The sequence below is a fragment of the Bacillus sp. ABR genome, from assembly GCF_056172715.1.
On sequence record NZ_JAOYSL010000001.1, the window covers coordinates 430510 to 444767 of the forward strand.

Below are 14258 nucleotides of genomic sequence, written 5' to 3' on the forward strand. Positions count from 1 at the left end.
AATGAAAACAGGACGCATCAGTCAGATCATGGGACCAGTCGTAGACGTTCGTTTTGAAGACGGTCACTTGCCTGAGATTTATAATGCGATCAAAGTTTCGCATAAAGCGGAAAGCGAAAGTGAAGTTGATATCGACTTAACTTTAGAAGTAGCACTACATTTAGGTGATGATACAGTGAGAACCATCGCGATGGCATCAACAGACGGTGTGAAGCGCGGTATGGAAGCTGTAGACCTTGGAAAACCAATTTCAGTACCAGTTGGTAACGTAACACTTGGACGTGTATTCAACGTACTGGGAGATAACATTGACTTAGATGAGCCACTTGGTGTGGAAGCTCAAAGAGATCCAATCCACAGACAAGCGCCTTCTTTTGATCAACTTTCTACAGAAGTTGAAATTCTTGAAACAGGTATCAAAGTTGTTGACCTGCTTGCTCCTTACATCAAAGGTGGAAAGATCGGTCTATTCGGTGGAGCCGGTGTAGGTAAAACCGTTCTGATTCAAGAATTGATCAACAACATCGCACAAGAACACGGCGGTATTTCTGTATTCGCTGGTGTTGGAGAGCGTACACGTGAAGGAAACGACCTTTACTACGAAATGAAAGATTCTGGCGTTATCGAAAAAACAGCCATGGTCTTCGGCCAAATGAACGAGCCGCCGGGTGCACGTATGCGTGTTGCCCTAACTGGTTTGACAATGGCAGAGCATTTCCGTGATGAACAAGGTCAAGACGTATTGTTCTTCATCGATAACATCTATCGTTTTACACAAGCAGGTTCTGAAGTTTCAGCCCTTCTTGGACGTATGCCTTCAGCGGTAGGTTATCAGCCGACACTTGCAACAGAAATGGGTCAGCTGCAAGAGCGTATCACGTCTACAAACGTAGGATCTGTTACATCGATTCAAGCGATCTATGTACCTGCGGATGACTATACGGATCCAGCTCCAGCAACTACGTTCGCTCACCTTGATGCAACGACAAACCTTGAGCGTAAGCTGACTGAAATGGGTATTTACCCAGCGGTTGATCCTCTTGCTTCAACATCTCGTGCACTTGCACCTGAGATCGTTGGCGAAGAGCATTATGCGATTGCGCGTGAAGTACAGCAAACATTGCAGCGTTATAAAGAGCTACAAGATATTATTGCCATTTTAGGTATGGATGAATTATCTGAGGACGATAAGCTTGTGGTACACAGAGCGCGTCGTGTTCAATTCTTCCTATCTCAAAACTTCCACGTAGCAGAGCAGTTCACTGGCCAAAAGGGTTCATATGTGCCATTGAAAGAAACTGTTAAAGGCTTCAAGGAAATCTTATCTGGTAAATACGATCACCTTCCAGAAGATGCATTCCGCTTAGTTGGACGCATTGAAGAAGTGGTTGAAAAAGCCAAAGAGATGGGTGTAGAGGCCTAATCTGGTCCTTAGGAGGGTAAAAGCATGAAGACCGTTCAAGTCAATATCGTTACTCCCGACGGCCCAGTGTATCAAGCGGATGTGGAAATGGTCAGTGTAAGAGCAGAAAGCGGTGAGCTTGGTATTTTAGCTGGCCACGTTCCAATGGTTGCTCCGCTAAAAATCGGTGCAGTTCGCTTAAAACATAGTGGATCAACTGAATTGGTTGCAGTAAGTGGCGGATTTGTTGAAGTCCGCCCTGAACAAGTAACGATTCTTGCTCAGGCCGCTGAAACATCAGACAAAGTTGATGTTGATCGCGCTAAATCAGCGAAACAGCGTGCTGAAGAGCATTTGAACCACCCGAATGAAAGTGATGTACGCCGGGCGGAACTCGCATTAAAACGGGCGTTAAACCGTTTAAATGTAGCAGGGAAATAAAACAGAAAATCCTTCTTATCACTGTGATAAGAAGGATTTTTTTTAGGATGACATGAGAGATTGATACATCGACACATAAGGATGAGATGCTTGCTTTTCTAGATATAACTGCTCGCAAAATTGCGTACTGCAATGCCATGTTTTATTGTTTCTGCGTAAGCCAAGCGTATATTGGTGCGAAGAATCCATATAAGGCCGCACTACCCAGTCAGCATCTGAATGATGACGGATGACAACCTCTCCTAAATACACACTCATCATCGCTTCTAATGCATCTATTGGCATTTTCCACTCAGCGAACAGCTGCTTGGTCAATGCATCAAAGTATAGTGATTCTAACTGATACAGGCTTTCCTCAGAGTAATCCAAAGAAATGTTATGAAAATGACACAATTGTGCTAATTCTTCTAGCTGTGTCTGTCTATAATCAAAGTAGAAAGCAATGGCCTCCCATTCATGATCAAATGAGGGAACCAATTCTCCGTACAAATCAACAAAGTCAGGAAAAGAATCTTTCAATGTGTTCAGCTCCTTCCACACGCAGTATATCATCTCCTTGGCATCAGGATAAGAGGGGATTCACACTAAATGTAGCTCTTTTTTCCAAATGATTCATCTTTCCGATTTTCGAGGATATAATGAAAGGGAGTTTTCCTTTACAGAAATAAATAAAAGGAGGATTCAATTGTATGGAAGACGTAGGACAACAAGCAATCGTGGGCATTGTGATCCACCTATTTTTTATCGCGGTTACATGGTGGGCACTGCTTGCTGTAAATATTGATCCACTCATTAAAAAAGGGAAAATCGTTCAAGCAAGGCTGCTGATGATGCTCATTACCATTGCCATCGCATCTGCGGTCAGTAATTTCTTCCTTGATTACTTAAATTTCTCCAGACAAATTCCTTATATGTTCTAACATAAAAGGTTTGGTCACGGCCTTCTGCGGGAACGTAAAAAGAAGGGTCAAAAGGCGCGCCTTTTGTTGACTTTTCCACGTATGCATTGACCTCCTTGCGGCAACACTTGTAGCAAGGGGGAATGACAGGTGAAAAAGTATTTGAAAGGTTGGCCATTATTTGCGTTTATTCTTTTTTTTGTTCTGATGATTCAAGGTGTTCGTGCGGAAGAATCTTCTCCGCTCGCTCAAATAGCAGAAGGTTTGAAAAACCAGCAAATCGAAGTCGATGGATGGACCCTTCATGCCAAAACAAATGTAGATATTTCATCCGAACAATTTTCAAAAAAAGTGAAACGTTTGAAAGACGAACTACGACAGTATGAGTGGACCGAAAAAAAAGAACAACATGTCACCAAAGTCACAGGAATTTACAAAGATGAAAAAAATGATACAGAATCGAAAATTTTACTCGTGAAGACCGACACAAAATCAAATCAAAAGTCGTATTTATTATATGAGCAAAAAGGTGCTCGCCCACTGAATACTTGGGAGCATACATATGATCAGTTCGTACGTCATGCAAAAAGCATATTACAAGAGAAAATTGTAATTTTTACTTGTCTCGATGGTCATGTAAATGGTATGATGGATGTTGTTTTGCAAAAAAAAGCTGAAACGTTAGCAAATGAATTTCAAGCAAAACCAGTTGAGTATCTCGTTGAGTCTAATTTTGTGTCGCTTTCCGCTTACACAGAGAAGTGGGAACAGTTCATTATGACTTCAAATGATAAAATGAATGTTCAAATTGCCATCAGAAGTTCGGAAATGAACGAAAATCATACGATTACGGTTGGCACACCAATCGTAACGACTGAATATTAATATAGAGAATTTGGGACGCGGAGGGGAAGACCTTGGAAAAAATCATCGTCCGCGGCGGTCAAAAGTTAAACGGCACAGTTAAAGTAGAAGGCGCAAAAAATGCCGTTTTACCAGTTATCGCTGCATCTTTGTTAGCAAGTACAGAAAAAAGCGTAATTTGTGATGTACCTACGCTCTCCGATGTATATACAATCAATGAAGTGTTACGTCATTTAGGAGCAGAAGTACATTTTGAAAATAACGAAGTATCAGTTGATGCATCTCATGCACTAGAAACTGAGGCTCCGTTTGAGTATGTCCGTAAAATGCGAGCATCCGTGCTTGTCATGGGACCACTTTTAGCAAGAACAGGTCATGCAAGAGTTGCATTACCTGGAGGCTGTGCAATTGGTTCAAGACCAATTGATCAGCATTTAAAAGGCTTTGAAGCAATGGGAGCTAAAATTCAAGTAGGTAATGGTTTCATCGAGGCTGAAGTAAAAGGCCGTTTAAAAGGTGCAAAAATCTATTTGGATTTCCCAAGTGTAGGGGCAACTGAAAACATCATCATGGCAGCAGCATTAGCGGAAGGAACAACCATTTTAGAAAACGTAGCAAAAGAACCTGAAATTGTTGATTTAGCAAACTACATCAATGCCATGGGCGGTAAGGTTCGCGGTGCTGGTACTGGTACAATCAAAATCGAAGGTGTGGAAACACTTCACGGTGCAAAACACAATATCATCCCTGACAGAATTGAAGCAGGTACTTTCATGGTGGCAGCAGCCATTACAGAAGGAAATGTTCTTGTAAAAGGCGCAGTGCCAGAGCACATGACATCACTTGTTGCCAAAATGGAAGAAATGGGTATTCAGATCATTGAAGAAGAAGAAGGTTTAAGAGTCATTGGACCATCTGAGCTCAAGCCAATCGATCTAAAAACAATGCCGCATCCTGGGTTCCCAACGGATATGCAATCTCAGATGATGGCGCTATTGCTTCGTGCGAACGGAACAAGCATGATCACAGAAACAGTGTTTGAAAACCGCTTTATGCATGCTGAAGAATTCCGCCGCATGAATGGCGATATTAAAATTGAGGGTCGCTCTGTCATTATCAATGGGCCGGTTCAACTTCAAGGTGCTGAAGTGGCAGCGACTGATTTAAGAGCAGGAGCAGCACTTGTACTTGCTGGATTAGTGGCAGAAGGTCATACACGTGTCACAGAGTTGAAGCATATTGACCGTGGTTATGTGAACTTCCACCAAAAGCTTGCAGCAATCGGTGCAGATATTGAAAGAGTAAACGATGAATCAGCAGATGTGACACAAGAACAAGTTGTATCAGATCTGAACGCGTAATCATAAAGAAATCAGTGTGTCCATTGGGCATGCTGATTTTTTTTTTAGATTCATAGAATGCCTCATTTCACGAAGCTTATCATTAGTGTATCCAACCATCTTAAATTTTATTCATACAGACGAACAGTAAAATCCAATTGAAGAACAGCCTCATACCTTCATAAAAGACTTGTCCACTAAAAGAAAGAAGCTGTCATATTAGCTTGTCCCTGCCCATAGGATAAAAGAGATTCAATGACAAATGGGGGCAGCCAAATATGAAACCAATGATATGGACAATCGCAGGAATATGCATCATCATTTTAATGATTCCAACATTACTTGTGTTGCCGACATTCCAAGGGAAGCCGGCGGCCAGCCAGCACGTAGCAGCGGAACCATCAGTTAAAAAAGAAGTGAAGGGTTCAGTCAAATTGAAGCAATCACCCGTCGCTATCCCCGTCTATCGCTCTGCTCATCAGCAGGTAGAAAACATCCCCTTAGAAGAGTATGTGATCGGTGTCGTAGCATCTGAAATGCCAGCTGATTTTGAAATGGAAGCACTCAAGGCACAGGCGCTCGCAGCAAGAACGTATATCGTCAGACAAATGATCAGTGATAAGACCGTCAAATCACCTAAGGGCTCGCTTGTAGATGATACCCAAATGTTCCAGGTGTACAAAAACAAACAGGAACTCAAGAAAATTTGGGGGAAAGCGTACAATTGGAAATTAAAAAAAGTCACGGAAGCTGTTGCCAGCACACAAGGAAAAGTGCTGACTTATGACGAGAAACCAATTGATGCTTCATTCTTTTCAACAAGTAACGGAAAAACGGAAAATGCCGAAGCCTATTGGAAAAACGAAATCCCTTATTTGAAAAGTGTCTCAAGTAAATGGGACGAAAAATCGCCAAAATTTCAAAACAAGAAAACCATCTCGGTAAGTGAATTTCAGCAAAAATTAGGTGTGACGCTCACTCAGCAGGCTCAGGTCGGACAGATAGTAGAACGGACACCAGGAAACCAAGTAGCGAAAGCCGTGATCAACGGTAAAACACTGTCAGGACGAGACATTCGAGAATCACTAGGCCTTCATTCAGCGGACTTCACATGGGAACGCCAGGGCCAGCAGATTGTCATTACAACAAAAGGATATGGTCATGGTGTAGGCATGAGTCAATATGGTGCGCATTATATGGCGCAGGCTGGAAAAAAAGTAGATGCCATCGTGAAACATTATTATAAAGGAATTCAAATCGAATCAGCCGATCGTTTTCTCAACACGTATATGGCTAAAAAATAAAGCAAAGGTGCCTCAGAAATGGGGCATTTTTTTGTGTGGTCAAAGAGGTTTGAACAGAATGTGACAAATTGCGACTTAAGACGCACCGAAGGAAAACTTAAACATTTATGTCCCGATAAGAACTGATGGCCGATACAAAGCCCCTCAAAAGGAGGAGAAATCGAGAGGATAAAGGGTCTGTTAGGTGAAAATATCTAGACATCTGACAGAATTTTAGTGATTTTGATGAAAGAGAAAAAGGGACCGAGTCCTATACCATTCCAAGACAGAATATTTTACGATTAAGATGTTTCAATTAAATACATAAGGAGGAAGGAAAATTATGTTGAAAAAAGTATTCTCACTCGTAACCTTAGCTGTATTGACATTATCTATGTCAATCTCTTCACCAGTATTTGCAGAAGCATCTACAGTCAAAAAACATAATAAAGATGTAAGAGTCACAATCTTGCTTGATGCAAGTGGAAGCATGGCAAGAAAAGTTGAGGGAGAGCGCAAATTTGATCTCGCCAAACAAGAGGTATTTAAATTTGCCCAGTCACTTCCAAAAGACGCTAAAATTCGTATGAGCTTGTTTGGTTCTGAAGGAAACAACAAAAATTCAGGTAAAGCTCAATCATGTGAAGTCATTAGAGGCGTTTACGGCGTACAGCCTTATGAAAAAGACAGCTTTGAAAATTCTTTAAACGGACTTGGACCAAATGGCTGGACACCAATTGCACGTGCACTTGAAAATGCAAAGCAAGCGGATGAGCAGCTTACTGAAGGAACAAAGCATATTGTGTACTTAATCACTGATGGTGAAGAAACTTGTGGCGGAGATCCAGTAAAAGTAGCAAAAGAATTGCATAACTCAAAAGGATCAACTGTTGTAAATGTGATCGGGTTAGACTTTAACGATGGCTATGAAGGTCAATTGAAGCAAGTAGCCAAAGCTGGTAAAGGCCATTACTACCAAGCAAGCACTGGTAAAGAAATGGGTTCTATCTTATCAGCAGAATCATTAAAACTACACGAATAACTTGCTGAACAAAAGGGAAACGATTGATTCATGCTTTCGTTTCTCTTTTTCTGTACAAAAGTAAAAAATGGAGGTTTTTATTGATGAAAAGAAATATCATATTAACCATTTTGGCTAGTCTTGTCCTGCTTCTTTCTTCACCAGCTCATGCTGTAACAAAACAAGAGCCGCCTGCTCAAGTGGTGATATTACTCGATTTAAGCGGTAGCATGGCACAATCAGTTGAAGGTGAAAAGAAAATCGATATCGCCAAACGGTCTATTCAAAGCTTTGCGGGCATTTTATCAGAAGATACACAAGTTCTACTTCGTGTGTTTGGTCATGAAGGAACCAATAAAAATGCAGGGAAAGCCGTTTCTTGTTCAAGTTCTGAAGCCGTTTACGGATTTGGATCATATGAGCCATCAACATTTCAGCAAGCACTAAATGTGTATAAGCCAACCGGCTGGACACCACTTGCAAAAGCATTAACTGATACGAAACAAGATTTTGAAGATCACCAGGCTGAAGGGAAAAATATTGTTTATGTTGTCAGTGATGGTGAAGAAACTTGTGGTGGAAGCCCTTCACAAGCAGCAAAGGAATTACATGAAGACGGAATAGATACAATCGTCAATATCATTGGCTTCGACGTAAATGAAAAAGAAGCAAAAAGTTTAAAATCTGTTGCAAAAGCGGGTGGAGGACATTATCAACCGGCTGCAAATGCCGAAGAATTGAACCGCATTCTTCAACAAGAAGCGAGCGCTTTTGGTCGGTAGAGAGTGAATGGCAGCTGGGGAAACAACCCCAGCTGTTTTTAAGTTGACGATTAATTCAAAGTCGTTTCTAATTCATCAATTCGTTTCTCCACGTAATGCTGATCCTTTCTTGCATGGAAGGTTTCGGCTTTTTCTAATATGGCAGCCGTATTATACTCGGGAATCTGTGAGTAGCTCTCATACACACCTTTAGGAATTAAAACGTTCCCTTCCGGCCAATAAACTGCGATATTGCCACGTCTCAACTCTCCAAATTGAGCCACTCCTTGATAGGATCCATATTGATTAAAGAGAACAACTGGATCACCTTCTTGGACGTAAAGCTCCTTTGCATCTTCTTCATTCATTAGGATAGAATGACGTTTTCCACCATTAAAGGCATCCTTTTCACTGTAAATCATGGAGTTGAATTGCTTTCCTCTTCTTGTCGTAATATTGAAATGTCCTTCGGTTTTTCGATATTGAGGCAGCTGAGCAGGAAGCAGATGTCCCTTTCCGTCTGGCGTTGGACATACGCCATCTTCACAAAGCCATGCGCCTCCCCATTGAAAAACGTCTCCCTTATGACGTAAATGCTGGATGCCATCATAGTTTCGATTGGCGATCGCTATCTCACGACGAATGTCTTCAGCTGTTTCAAAATGAATCAGCTCGGCATCTTCTGGCCGGACCCTTTTCGCAAGATCAACATAAATGTCCCATTCTGCTCTGGCTTCTTCAATACGAGGTCCTTCAATTTCTGGACTGAAATATACCATGCGTTCTGTACTGGTTGATGTGCCGCCGCCTGGTTGTTCATATCTTGTCATAGCAGGCAGAACAATTACCGCCTCTTCAGCGTCTACCAGCGTAGAGGTATTCAGAATAATATCTTGGTGGACACGGAGTTCTAGTTCAGATAATGCTTTTTCAATCGCTTCTGGATTTGGCATCGTTTCTAAAAAGTTTCCACCACTCGTAAACAGCATTTTGAGTTTTTGTGGATGATCTTTTGGGAGAGCCATCTTTTCAAAGGATTGCCCAATGGTGTCACCATGCCATTTAGGAATGTCAAATCCCCATATTTGTTCGATTCTTTCAATATTCTCTTCATCAAAATCACTACCCGGCAAAACGAATGGATCAGCGCCCATTTCACCGGAACCTTGGACACCGCTATGCCCTCGAATTGGCATGACACCACAATGTTTTCTGCCAATGAATCCTCGCAGCATGGCAAGGTTGGCAACCTGTGATATATTATCAGTTGCAAAGCGGTGCTGAGTAAGGCCCATACTCCAAATAAAAACACCTGAATTAGCATTGGCAAGCAGTGTTGCAAAATCCATCATTCTTTCTTTTGATAAACCTGATGATGCTTCTAGGTCCTCCCACTTCAACTGTGCGACATGCTGTTTTAAATCCTGTATGCCTGTTGTATGGTTTTGAATAAATTCGTGATCAAGAGCTGAATGGGGAGCATGCTGCTCCATGTCAAACCAATGCTTGATGACGCCGTTCATAAACGCAATATCTCCGCCTATATTGACTTGGTAAAAATCATCCGCAATTTTTGTCCCGAATAAAGCACTCTCTGGAATAGAAGGAACCCAGTACTTTTCCATGGCAGGCTCTTTATATGGATTGATGACGATAATTTTTGTCCCTTTCTTTTTAGCAGCGTACATATATTTAGTGGAAACAGGCTGATTGTTTGCTGCGACAGATCCCCAAAAAATTAATACATCCGTTCCAATCCAATCACTGTAATTACAGCTGGAAGCGCCGATGCCAAGGGACCGTTTAAGAGCGGTTTTACTTGGTGAATGGCAAATGCGAGAAGCATTATCAATATGATTCGTCCCTATAAATCGAGCTGCCTTTGCAGCGGTATAATAAACTTCATTTGTAATTCCTCTGGCGGTTAAATAGAAAGCAAGCTGCCGTTTATCAATTGATTGAATTTTAGCTGCGATTTGATCAAGTGCATTATCCCAAGAAATACGTGTAAAGGCATTGTCACCTTTTTTTCGGAGCAATGGATAAGGAATTCGCCCAAGCTTGCGAAGAGAGGTGCTGTCCATTTGCTTTAGCTGATGAATATCTTCAAACCATTTTGGATCAATAGCTGGCATTGTGTTAAGACGAAGTACATTTAGTCTTGTAGTGCATATATGGGGTCCTGCGAGCGTTTGATCATACAGTCCTGAGACGCCAAGGGCACAGCCGTCACAAACGCCCTGCGTTAAAATACGGTACGCGTAGGGAAGGTTATCTTTGTTTTCCCATGCCACTTTCATCGTATCTCGAATGTGTTTCGGTTTCACTTTGCCAAGCCCCATTGGTGCAAAAGAGGCCCATAGCTTTGGTGAGGGTTTTTTATTGAGTTTAACAGGCCCCTTATGTTTAGTTTTCCCCATGAGATCATCACCCTCCTATTACTTTGTAAAGCGTTTTCATATCTAAAAATTACCTTTAGATTGTGATTCTGTCAAATTCAAATTAAGGTCGGGCTGAGACAGAGGAAGCAGCAGGTGGGCTTGTTTCTCTCAGTTGCTGAATATCCTTCCGAATAAGAAGTGATATGATAAAAGCGATGAAAAATAAGCCAGAGAACACCATAAGACTCTGTGTGTAATTACCTGTTATATCTCGGATGAAGGATGAAAATAGGGGTCCTGCTAAACCCGCAGCGGCCCAAGCCGTCAGAATATAACCGTGTATGGCACCAAGCTGCTTTGTACCAAACAAATCCCCAATATAGGCTGGAATTGAAGCAAATCCTCCTCCATAGCACGTATAAATGATCGCCATGACGATTGAAAAGATGAGCGGTTCTTTTAAATAGGGGAGTAAAGGAAAAGCAATGAGCTGGATACTGAAAAAAATCGTGTACGTATTCGGTCTTCCTATATAATCTGAGAACGATGCCCAGCCAATTCGTCCTAACCCATTAAAAGCACCTAAAATGCCCACAAGAGTAGCTGCAGCACCTGCAGTGAACCCAACACTTTCTTGAGCAAGAGGTGACGCTACTGAAATAACAGCAATTCCGCATGTGATATTAATAAAAAGCATAAGCCACAAATAATAAAAACGTCTTGTCTTGATCGCTTCATTTGCAGTAAGCTGTGATAAATCTTGAGGAATTTTTCCTTGCTTTGTTTTGAATGCGTCAAATTGCTTGACGTCATCAGGTGTTGGTGGTGATAAATAAAGAGATGAGATCACCATGATGATAAAATAGGAGATTCCAAGAATATAAAAAGTATTTGCGATATTCACTTTTTCAATGAGAAATTGAATAATTGGGCTGCAAATAAGAGAAGCAAATCCAAACCCCATAATGGCTAAGCCGGTTGCAAGCCCTCTTCGATCCGGAAACCATTTGACTAGAGTTGATACAGGTGCAATATAGCCTACTCCTAAACCTATTCCAGCAAGTACACCATAAAATAAATAGAGGAGGGGCAGTGAGGACATGTGAACAGCGAATCCTGATCCAGTCATTCCGATGCCGAAGAAAATAGCTGAGAAGAGCCCCGATGCCTTTGGACCATACCTTTCAACGAAATGTCCCATGAAAGCAGCAGATAAACCTAAAAATAAAATAGCAATACTGAAGGTGAGACTTATTTCTGTTAATGACCACTGAAAGGCTTCATGTAAAGGATTCGTAAAAACACTCCAAGCATAAACAGACCCAATAGATAAATGAATTCCTACAGCACTTGTTGCAATGAGCCAGCGATTTTTCGATTTGTTCATTTTGTTCCCCCCATATAAAGCAATCAAGAAGTTTGATAAGATAGAAATATGTTACATTTTCATGACTTTTTAAAATAATATCACAATTTGATTGGATCATATAACTAAATTTGCATTGAAAGGAAGATCATACAATGAATCCTTCTGTTAAAAAGAAACGAGTCATACACCAATACCGTGAAGGCCAGTTTACATGCAAATCTGATGAAATTGTAGAAGAATTTCCTTTAACTGTGATGGTGAATGGAGAAGAATTTGTGACACTTGTTTGTTCACCAGAGCACTTGAAAGAATTGGTTATCGGCTTTTTGGCTTCAGAAGGGGTCATTCGATTTGAAAATGAGATTAAAAGGTTTACAATAGATGAAAGTATGGGTTTTGCCTATGTTGATTTAGTTCACTCAAGTGGATTTGATTCATCAGATTTTACAAAACGAGTGATTGGTTCATGCTGCGGGAAAGGAAGACACTTTTATTTTCTTCAAGATGTGAAGACGGCAAAAACAGCCATTGATCGAATTAGTATTTCTGCTGAAACCTGTATGCATCTCATGAAATGTTTGCAAGAAGAAAGTCAATTATTTCAACATACTGGCGGAGTGCATAATGCTGGACTGTGTGACACAGAGAAGCTATTCATCACTAGAACTGATATAGGAAGACATAATGCTTTAGATAAAATTTATGGATATTGTTTACTCCAGCGAATCCCACTTAGAGATAAAATTCTTGTGTTTAGCGGCCGGATATCGTCAGAAGTTCTATTGAAGGCAGCAAAACTAGGAGTCTCTATCGTCATTTCAAAATCAGCACCTACTGAGCTAGCGCTTCAAATGGCAGAAGAATTAAATATTACGACAGTTGGATTCGTCAGAGGAAAATCCTTTAATATTTACACTCATCCTCAGCGTATTACAGAATAGGAGGCAAAGTATGGACAGTATTTTAGATAAAAGACATCGACCATTGCGCGATTTAAGAATATCAGTAACTGATCGCTGTAACTTTAGATGTACGTACTGTATGCCTGCTGAAATTTTTGGACCAGATTATCCTTTCTTGAAAAAAGAAGAACTGCTTACTTTCGAAGAAATTGAACGACTTGCTACCCTTTTTGTAAAGAATCTAGGTGTGGTAAAAATACGCATCACGGGCGGGGAACCTTTAATGCGGAAGGATCTGCCTGTCTTAATAGAAAAGCTCGCAAAAATTCCAGGGATTGAAGACATTGCGATGACAACCAATGGAACGCTTTTACCTTTATATGCTGATCAGTTAAAGAGAGCTGGTCTTAATAGAGTCACCATTAGTTTAGATTCATTAAATCCCGATCGTTTTAAGCAAATGAACGGAAGGCACATTTCTATCCAAAAAGTGTTTGATGGCATTGAGGCGGCAAGAAAGGCTGGACTTGCTATCAAGATTAATATGGTTGTTCAAAAAGGTGTGAATGATCAGGATGTCTTACCAATGGCGGCTTACTTTAAAAAAGAAGGACACGTTCTCAGGTTTATCGAGTTTATGGATGTCGGTAATACGAATAAATGGAATCTAGAACATGTCATGACAAAGAATGAAATAATTGAATTAATTAATTCAACATATCCTATCAAACCAGAACCTCCTCAATATACAGGTGAAGTAGCCAACCGATTTTTTTACAAAGATGGTTCAGGAGAGATAGGCATTATTTCTTCCGTTTCAGATGCTTTTTGCGGAACATGTAACAGAGCAAGGCTATCTGCACGCGGGGAATTGTTTACATGTCTGTTTGCATCATCGGGTTTTGATCTGAAACGGATGATTCGTACGACAAAAGATAATGAAGAGTTAGCAAACTTGTTAAAGGAACTATGGTCGAATAGACTTGATCAATATTCAGCTGAGAGAGAGCAGAAAAAAGATCAGAAAAAGGTTGAAATGTCATACATCGGTGGATAATGACAACAAAGTATCATGATCAGGTATTTTTGAAAAGAAGGAAAAATGGCGTAATCATTGTTGAAAATCCTTTTTTGCGAACAGGTTATTTTATCTTATGAACTCATTCATTATAAAAAACCAGCAGAGATTCTGCTGGTTTTTAAATGCCTATTTTGAACTTCAAAAAGCATGAGATAAGACTTGAAAATAGATTTTTCATCGTTTTGTGCCGCTTTACTTTTCCGAGTGCTGTGATAAGATCAAATCATTCTTTACCAGCTCGATTTTTTCACCCCAGGGATATGACCCTTATAGGCAAGCTCACGAAAAGCAATCCTAGACATTTTGAATTTCCTTAAGTAACCTCTTGGACGGCCGGTTAATTCACAACGGTTTTTTAAGCGGGTAGGGGAAGAGTCTCTAGGTAATTTCCGTAAAGCTTCATAGTCACCTTTTTCTTTTAACTCTTTCCTTAATTCTGCATATTTCAATACAAGCTGCTGCCGTTTTTTTTCTTTAGCAATCTTAGATTTCTTTGCCAATTAAAACCCTCCTG

Annotated in this window: 14 protein-coding genes; 10 read left to right on the forward strand and 4 right to left on the reverse strand. The window is 40.7% G+C overall.

Annotation, left to right across the window (positions count from 1 at the left end):
- The first annotated feature begins 1 nt into the window (after position 1).
- Positions 2–1423: a F0F1 ATP synthase subunit beta gene (atpD, locus tag OIT90_RS02145; RefSeq protein WP_008354929.1), complete on the forward strand. Its 1422-nt coding sequence runs from the start codon at positions 2–4 to the stop codon at positions 1421–1423.
- A 24-nt stretch (positions 1424–1447) separates the two neighbouring features.
- Positions 1448–1843 carry a F0F1 ATP synthase subunit epsilon gene (locus OIT90_RS02150; protein WP_003214592.1) on the forward strand — a complete coding sequence of 132 codons (396 nt, stop codon included), beginning with the start codon at positions 1448–1450 and terminating at the stop codon, positions 1841–1843.
- Positions 1844–1885: 42 nt separating this feature from the next.
- On the opposite strand, the gene OIT90_RS02155 is transcribed toward OIT90_RS02150, so the two are convergent.
- Complete coding sequence (locus OIT90_RS02155) at positions 1886–2362, reverse strand: hypothetical protein (protein WP_064498804.1); 477 nt, start codon at positions 2360–2362, stop codon at positions 1886–1888.
- 170 nt (positions 2363–2532) lie between these two features.
- On the opposite strand from OIT90_RS02155, the gene OIT90_RS02160 reads away from it, so the two are divergent.
- The 6 genes from OIT90_RS02160 to OIT90_RS02185 all read left to right on the forward strand — a co-directional run bounded on the left by OIT90_RS02160 (position 2533) and on the right by OIT90_RS02185 (position 8032).
- Positions 2533–2763 carry a DUF1146 family protein gene (locus tag OIT90_RS02160; RefSeq protein ID WP_024423724.1) on the forward strand — a complete coding sequence of 77 codons (231 nt, stop codon included), beginning with the start codon at positions 2533–2535 and terminating at the stop codon, positions 2761–2763.
- A 129-nt stretch (positions 2764–2892) separates the two neighbouring features.
- A complete protein-coding gene (locus OIT90_RS02165; protein ID WP_126682413.1) occupies positions 2893–3627 on the forward strand; it encodes a YwmB family TATA-box binding protein in 735 nt (244 codons plus the stop codon).
- Positions 3628–3659: 32 nt separating this feature from the next.
- Entirely contained in the window at positions 3660–4967 is a 1308-nt protein-coding gene (gene murA, locus OIT90_RS02170; protein ID WP_024423722.1) for a UDP-N-acetylglucosamine 1-carboxyvinyltransferase, read from the forward strand.
- A gap of 257 nt (positions 4968–5224) precedes the next feature.
- Positions 5225–6250 carry a stage II sporulation protein D gene (gene spoIID, locus OIT90_RS02175; protein WP_041087858.1) on the forward strand — a complete coding sequence of 342 codons (1026 nt, stop codon included), beginning with the start codon at positions 5225–5227 and terminating at the stop codon, positions 6248–6250.
- A 322-nt stretch (positions 6251–6572) separates the two neighbouring features.
- Entirely contained in the window at positions 6573–7271 is a 699-nt protein-coding gene (locus tag OIT90_RS02180) for a VWA domain-containing protein (RefSeq protein WP_039182096.1), read from the forward strand.
- 83 nt (positions 7272–7354) lie between these two features.
- On the forward strand, positions 7355–8032 hold the full coding sequence (locus tag OIT90_RS02185) for a VWA domain-containing protein (RefSeq protein WP_474892212.1): 678 nt from the start codon (positions 7355–7357) through the stop codon (positions 8030–8032).
- Positions 8033–8082: 50 nt separating this feature from the next.
- Here the strand turns inward: OIT90_RS02185 and OIT90_RS02190 are convergent, their stop codons facing one another.
- Positions 8083–10431: an FdhF/YdeP family oxidoreductase gene (locus OIT90_RS02190; protein ID WP_474892213.1), complete on the reverse strand. Its 2349-nt coding sequence runs from the start codon at positions 10429–10431 to the stop codon at positions 8083–8085.
- 82 nt (positions 10432–10513) lie between these two features.
- Positions 10514–11779, reverse strand: a complete 1266-nt coding sequence (locus OIT90_RS02195) for an L-lactate MFS transporter (protein ID WP_144493997.1) — start codon at positions 11777–11779, stop codon at positions 10514–10516.
- Positions 11780–11913: 134 nt separating this feature from the next.
- On the opposite strand from OIT90_RS02195, the gene fdhD reads away from it, so the two are divergent.
- Positions 11914–12702 carry a formate dehydrogenase accessory sulfurtransferase FdhD gene (gene fdhD / locus OIT90_RS02200; protein ID WP_047202543.1) on the forward strand — a complete coding sequence of 263 codons (789 nt, stop codon included), beginning with the start codon at positions 11914–11916 and terminating at the stop codon, positions 12700–12702.
- 10 nt (positions 12703–12712) lie between these two features.
- Positions 12713–13720, forward strand: a complete 1008-nt coding sequence (moaA, locus tag OIT90_RS02205) for a GTP 3',8-cyclase MoaA (protein ID WP_144493999.1) — start codon at positions 12713–12715, stop codon at positions 13718–13720.
- Positions 13721–13974: 254 nt separating this feature from the next.
- Here moaA and rpsN read toward each other — a convergent pair whose 3' ends face one another.
- Positions 13975–14244 carry a 30S ribosomal protein S14 gene (rpsN, locus tag OIT90_RS02210; RefSeq protein ID WP_025093900.1) on the reverse strand — a complete coding sequence of 90 codons (270 nt, stop codon included), beginning with the start codon at positions 14242–14244 and terminating at the stop codon, positions 13975–13977.
- Positions 14245–14258: the final 14 nt, after the last annotated feature.